Origin of the sequence: Kamptonema animale CS-326, from assembly GCF_028330895.1 — a bacterium.
Lineage (GTDB): Bacteria > Cyanobacteriota > Cyanobacteriia > Cyanobacteriales > Microcoleaceae > Kamptonema > Kamptonema formosum.
The window spans coordinates 1-5,771 of sequence record NZ_JAQMUA010000029.1 but is presented as its reverse complement, the minus strand read 5'-3'; the positions used below and the strand labels follow the sequence as shown (position 1 = coordinate 5,771).

Annotated in this window: 7 protein-coding genes; 2 read left to right on the top strand and 5 right to left on the bottom strand. The window is 43.5% G+C overall.

Translation table 11 applies throughout. The annotated features are described in order from the left end of the window. Positions 1–163: 163 nt before the first annotated feature. The 4 genes from PN499_RS02225 to PN499_RS02210 form a co-directional block, all read right to left on the bottom strand. Positions 164–943 carry a photosystem II S4 domain protein gene (locus PN499_RS02225; protein ID WP_272030029.1) on the bottom strand — a complete coding sequence of 260 codons (780 nt, stop codon included), beginning with the start codon at positions 941–943 and terminating at the stop codon, positions 164–166. Positions 944–1,062: 119 nt separating this feature from the next. Further along, on the bottom strand, positions 1,063–1,560 hold the full coding sequence (locus PN499_RS02220) for a GNAT family N-acetyltransferase (protein WP_272030027.1): 498 nt from the start codon (positions 1,558–1,560) through the stop codon (positions 1,063–1,065). Between the two features lie 31 nt (positions 1,561–1,591). After that, a complete protein-coding gene (locus tag PN499_RS02215) occupies positions 1,592–2,104 on the bottom strand; it encodes a hypothetical protein (protein WP_272030026.1) in 513 nt (170 codons plus the stop codon). Between the two features lie 114 nt (positions 2,105–2,218). Beyond that, positions 2,219–2,380, bottom strand: coding sequence for a hypothetical protein (locus PN499_RS02210; protein WP_272030025.1), 162 nt, complete (start codon positions 2,378–2,380; stop codon positions 2,219–2,221). A 205-nt stretch (positions 2,381–2,585) separates the two neighbouring features. Between PN499_RS02210 and serA the strand changes: the two genes are divergently transcribed. Together serA and prmA are read left to right on the top strand one after the other, a co-directional pair. Beyond that, positions 2,586–4,169 carry a phosphoglycerate dehydrogenase gene (gene serA / locus PN499_RS02205; RefSeq protein WP_272030023.1) on the top strand — a complete coding sequence of 528 codons (1,584 nt, stop codon included), beginning with the start codon at positions 2,586–2,588 and terminating at the stop codon, positions 4,167–4,169. A gap of 79 nt (positions 4,170–4,248) precedes the next feature. Continuing rightward, on the top strand, positions 4,249–5,145 hold the full coding sequence (gene prmA / locus PN499_RS02200) for a 50S ribosomal protein L11 methyltransferase (RefSeq protein WP_272030021.1): 897 nt from the start codon (positions 4,249–4,251) through the stop codon (positions 5,143–5,145). 39 nt (positions 5,146–5,184) lie between these two features. Here prmA and PN499_RS02195 read toward each other — a convergent pair. After that, positions 5,185–5,771 (bottom strand): hypothetical protein (locus PN499_RS02195; RefSeq protein WP_465249957.1); only part of this gene is annotated, 587 nt, incomplete at its 5' end.

Sequence of the window (5,771 nt, the reverse complement as noted above, 5' to 3'; positions counted from 1 at the left end):
TTGGTAATTGGTAATTGGTAATTGGTAATTGGTAATTGGTAATTGGTAATGGCTAATTGGTAATTGGTAATGGCTAATGGCTAATTGGGAAAAATTCTCCCCATCTCCCTCATCCTCCCCATCTTTCCCTAGTCCTTAGTCCCTAGCCCCTAGTCCCTTCTTCTTAAATATACCGAGTTAACTGTATGCGATAACGGTCTTTTTTCGTAACCATCACTTCCCCAATTTCTAATCGCCCTTTACCACGAATGGCAACTAAATCTCCCGACTTAATAATATGGCTAGATTGGCTGATATCTTTCCAGTTAACTCGCACATCTCCGCCTTCAATTAAATCAACCATTTTGCTACGAGACATCCCGAATCCAGCAGATGCGATCGCATCCAATCTCATTGATGCTTCTACTGTTGTTAATTCCTTCTTTTTAGGTTCCTTAATCTTAAGTTCGCTCAACTCTATCCGCTGAATTTGTACGGGAACAGAACGAACTTGCTTTAAGTGCATCTCTAAATATTCTACCAGTTCCGGCACAACTATTGCTTGTGCTCCCCTTTCCCCTAAAACGATGATATCGCCAGTTTTTTCTCGGACAATTCCAGAACCCAAAATAGATCCTAAAAAGTCGCGGTGAGATGCGGTATCAAAGAGGAAATTACCAGCTATTTCTAAGGCTGCAACACTTACGCTATAATTGTCTAAAGGAATTTCAGAACGCGCGATCGCAAGTCTTTGGCGTTCCGCCTGTGGATAGCCTCCCCAAGCAATTAGTTGTACTTCTGTTAATCGACTAAATACCTTTTGTGTCTCCGCTAACTCAGGGGGAGAGAGAAAATCAGTCATGCTAATTTCCCAAGTTTTGAGTGCTTGCTCAGCTTGGTCGATCGCACGGGCCACACACTCGCGATTTTCAATTCCTTTTAACAGTTCTTCTCTTGGTAACATCTTCTGATTTTAGATTAAGGTAGCTTGCTTTCATTTTATGTAACGCCGCCCTTGGTTGCTGTAAAGATACCGCCCAGAGGCGGCATTACAAACAGTTTTGCGTAATTCTTAAAAGTATATTATAGCGCCATTTCCCATTTTAATAAACCTTCTTCACAACTTTTTAATTGCATTCCCACTTTTTCTAAAATCCGTTTTGATGCTAAATGGTCTTGAGGGCAAGTCGCGGTAATTTTATGTAAATTTGGTTGAGTTAATGCCCAATTAACCAGTGCTTGTACCGCTTCAAAACCGTAACCTTGGTTTTGATAAGCAGGCAGAACATTGTAACCCATTTCAACTATTCCCTGTTCATTTTTGCCACCAAAGCCTAAATCGCCAATAATAGTATTTTCTCTAGTATGAATCATTAACCAAGCGCCCCAACCTAACTGTAAAGGATCGGCAGCTAATTGAGCAAAAAAGGGTAAAACTTCCTCTACCTCTGACCAAGGCCAATCGCTAAGAATCTTGACATTTAAGAGCTTTTCTATCTGATATTTGTCAGCGATTGCGGCTTCTGCAACTTCCAGTGAATAAGGAATTAGTTCCAGGCGTTCAGTTTTGATCTTTAACACACTGCCCTCATACTATTTTTTGAGTATCTGCTCAACTAAAAATATTAGAATCAGAGTAACCTTGAATATTTTCAGGATCGAATTGGCGGAGGATAATTGTAGCTTGGCGGGTGAGAGTTTCATTGCCATTAACAACTACCAAATATTTGCCTGCATTTAAGCGGTTACGATAAGGTAAAGCGTCGCCAGATACTAAACCAACACCGCCGCCAACAAAAAGACTTCCCAGTCCTCCAGAAAGAGCTCCTAAAATACCGCCGATGACGTGATCGCCAAGTTCACCGGCAAAGGCAAAAGTCTTTAAGCCAGTAATCAAGCTAAAACAAAATCCTGCAAAAAATCCAAAGGGTACAAGCCAAATTGCCATGAATTTAGCTTGTTTGATAGCCTGTTCTTTGGGGTCAATTAAGCCATATTCATCAGCGCTTTTATAGCCTCTGCCTAAGATGCTAATTTGCTTCATGGGCAAGCCTTCTTTTTCCAGGGCAGAATAAGCAGCTTCGGCTTGAATTCGGTCGGGGAGTATGGCAACTAGATAATTCATAACTAAAATTGGTAATGGGTAATTGGTAATGGGTAATTGGTAATGGGTAATTGGTAATGGGTAATGGGTAATTGGTAATGGGTAATTGGTAATTGGTAATTGGTAATTAAAAGGTTATGCCTCACCCAATTGCAAACTGCTATGATGCGCGATCGCACTAGATCCCATAAATGATGACACTATCACATTCAGCAGCACCGCCAGCATTGGCCCCGAAGGAAAACAGGATTTACGCAATACCGCGTAACGCCGCCATCTTGGCGGTATCTTTACCATCCAGAGGGCGGCGTTACAGATACTTTTGCGTAAGTCCCATGATGAATTATAGCGATAAAAGACTTACTAGGTAAGGAGTTGAGGGATTTTAAATGGAATTTTCAAGGGAAAGCTAAAATCTTTCCAGCAAAAGGCAGTACATAGACCCCTGATACAGATACAATTGCATACTGCGGAAAGCTTTGTTTACTTTGCCCCACCTGCTATGCCAAAGGTTCTTGTCTCCGATCCCATTGATGCTGCTGGACTTGATATTCTGTCCCAAGTTGCTCAAGTTGATGTAAAAACTGGTTTACCACTAGAGGAACTGGTGCGAATTATCCCAGAGTATGACGCTCTGATGATCCGTTCCGGCACCCAAGTTACTAAAGAAATAATTGAAGCAGCCAATCAGCTTAAAATCATCGGCCGGGCTGGCGTGGGGGTCGATAATGTAGACGTACCCGCTGCTACTCGCAAAGGTATCGTAGTTGTCAATTCCCCAGAAGGTAACACGATCGCGGCCGCCGAACACGCGATCGCGATGATGTTAGCTATCTCCCGCTACATCCCCGATGCCGATCACTCCGTGAAAAACGGCAAGTGGGAACGCAATCGCTTTATGGGCGTTGAAGTTTATAAAAAAACTCTCGGTATCGTCGGTTTAGGCAAAATTGGTTCTCATGTCGCCGCCGCCGCCAAAGCGATGGGGATGAAATTGCTAGCTTATGACCCCTTCATCTCCACCGAACGCGCCGAACAGATTGGCTGTAGATTGGTAGAGTTAGAATTGCTCATGCGTGAATCCGACTACATCACGCTGCACATTCCCAAAACTCCAGAAACTTATCACCTGATTAACGCTGAAGTCTTGGAGAAGATGAAGCCTACCGCCCGGATTATCAACTGTGCCAGAGGCGGTATCATCGACGAAACAGCCTTAGCAAAAGCTTTAGAAGAGGGTCAAATTGCGGGTGCAGCTTTAGATGTTTACGAAAACGAACCCCTACAAGCTGATTCACCGCTGCGATCGCTCGGTCAAAAAGCCATCCTCACACCCCACTTAGGAGCCTCGACAGCGGAAGCTCAGGTGAATGTCGCGATCGATGTCGCCGAACAAATTCGAGACGTGCTCCTGGGCCTGCCAGCCCGGTCTGCGGTGAATATTCCTGGCATCTACCCGGATGCGATCGAAAAGCTCAGACCTTACTTGCAATTAGCTGAAACCCTCGGCAATTTGGTCAGTCAGCTAGCAGGAGGACGAGTCGATTACCTGAATGTTCTCCTCCAAGGAGAACTTGCCAACAATCAAAGTCAGCCAGTAGTCGTGGCCGCCCTTAAAGGCCTCCTATCTCAAGCACTGCGCGAACGAGTAAACTACGTCAATGCCAGCATCGAAGCCAAAGAGCGCGGCATTCGCGTAATCGAGACACGAGATGCCTCCGTCCGCGACTACGCAGGCTCTTTGCGATTAGAAGCTAAAGGAACTCTCGGCGAGCACACCGTCACCGGTGCCGTACTCGGTGAAGATGAAATTCGGATCACCAGCGTCGATGAATTCCCCGTGAACGTTTCTCCTAGTCGCCATATGTTATTTACCTTGCACCGCGATATGCCAGGAATTATTGGCAAACTTGGTTCCCTATTGGGCAGTTTTAATGTCAATATTGCCAGTATGCAAGTAGGTCGCAGAATCGTGCGCGGAGATGCAGTAATGGTACTGAGCCTTGATGATCCTCTGCCAGAAGGAATATTGGCCGAGATTATCAAACTTGCAGGTATTCGAGATGCTTACACGGTAACTCTTTAGCAATAAAAAGTTAAAAATTAAAAATTAAAAATGCAGCATCCCAATTTTTAATTTTTAATTTTTAATTTTTAATTAATTTATGGCACATAGCTGGTGGGAAATTCGAGTTATTTGCGATCCAGGGTTAGAAGATATAATCTTCTGGCGTTTGGAAAATTTTGGCTGTCGCGGAACTGCCAGCGAGATGAAAAATAATTACTGTTTAATATCAGCTTACTTGCCGGAAGAACAGGCAGGTTTACTAGATTTAGCAGCTCTTTCTTTGTATCTGCGCCAAGATGCTCTTTGTTCGGGTTTATCACTACCCGCTACTCAGTGGAATTTAATTGATGAAGAAGACTGGGCCAGCAGTTGGAAAGTACACTGGCAACCTCAAGAAATTGGCGATCGCTTTTTAGTTTACCCCGCTTGGCTACCAGTACCAACAAATTCAGAAAGGCTTTTGCTACGTTTAGATCCCGGCATGGCTTTTGGCACAGGTACTCATGCGACAACTCAGTTATGTTTAGAGTCCTTAGAAATGCGGCTCGGTTTTGGCTCAGATGAAAATGCTCCTGTCATAGCTGATATTGGTTGCGGATCGGGAATTTTATCAATTGGAGCAGTCTTATTAGGAGCTAAAAAAGCCTATGCTGTGGATACAGATCCCTTGGCGGTAAGTGCTGCTATTAGCAATCGTAAACTTAACCGGATTCTCTCTCACCAGTTAAATGTAGAAGAGGGTACGATCGATCGTTTGATAAAAACGATTGATGGCCCTGTTGACGGTTTGATGTGCAATATTTTAGCAGAAGTTATTATTGATTTGATTCCCCAGTTTGAGGCAATTTCTAAACCCACTACTTGGGGAGTTCTTAGCGGAATTTTACTAGAACAAGCTAAGCCTATTGCTGATACTTTAGAGCAGCATGGTTGGGTAGTGGCGACATTGTGGCGGCGGCAAGATTGGTGCTGTTTTAATATTCGGAGGTCTTGAAATTTTAAGACTTATCCAGGGTTTCGTAACACCGCCATCCTAGAAATACGAAATCAAGTAAAAACTATTAACTAAAATCAGCAAAATTTTACCAATATAGGAGTTGACAAAAGGAAACACTCGTAATGTTGCCACCACCACGAGCAACATTTCCACAAAGGCAACAATTGCGCCGTAATGCTTTCTATCCCAATAAGAAATCGGACTGATAAAACGGTAATTGCTGAAAGGAAAAAAATGCCTATGAGCATCATCATTATGAACGGGTAAATCTCCCAAACAATGCAGGATAATGCTGATACAAATAATTTGCATTTGTTGCCAACCGAAATAATAGGCAATCAACCAGCCAATAGCCGCAAGAGGAATAGAATGAAAGAGGGCAATAACATTTTGGATAACAGGCTCATAGTAAGCTTCTGACCAAATTTTGCTATCGGGCAGGCGAACTATGAATTTCGCCCAAAAATAGAAGAGAAATATCGGGATATCCGGTAAAATTCCGCCAATTACGATTAGCAGATTAGCTTGCGGCAGTTGGGGTTTACCAAGAATTGCCAAATTGATAATAGCATGACTGGGCGTTTTCATTTGTAACGCCGCCATCTTGGCGGTGACTTTACCGC